Annotated in this window: 1 protein-coding gene; it reads right to left on the reverse strand. The window is 65.7% G+C overall.

Annotated features, from left to right (window positions below; all coding sequences use genetic code 11):
• A partial coding sequence (rsgA, locus tag AC0IYH_RS31000) for a GTPase RsgA (RefSeq protein ID WP_471838021.1) occupies positions 1–286 on the reverse strand: 286 nt, incomplete at both ends.

Genomic DNA, 286 nt, shown 5'->3' on the forward strand with positions numbered 1-286 from the left:
GTGCGTTCAGCGCCGTTTCGTTCTGCGCCTCGATCAGATCGGCCTTGTTGAGCAGCAGCAGTGGGCGGATGCCGGCATGCTCGGCCGCAACCAGATATCGGTCGATCAGGTTGGCGTGAGGCTCGGGCAACGGTGCGAAGACGATGACGATCAGGTCGACGTTGGCCGCTACCGGCTTCAGCTGGCCACGGGTATCCGGGCGACACAGCTCGGTGTCGCGCGGCAGCTGGGCGACGATCACGCCAATACCCTGATTGCCTGGGCGCCACACCACGCGGTCGCCGGT

It is taken from the genome of Pseudomonas sp. AC463, from assembly GCF_979253585.1.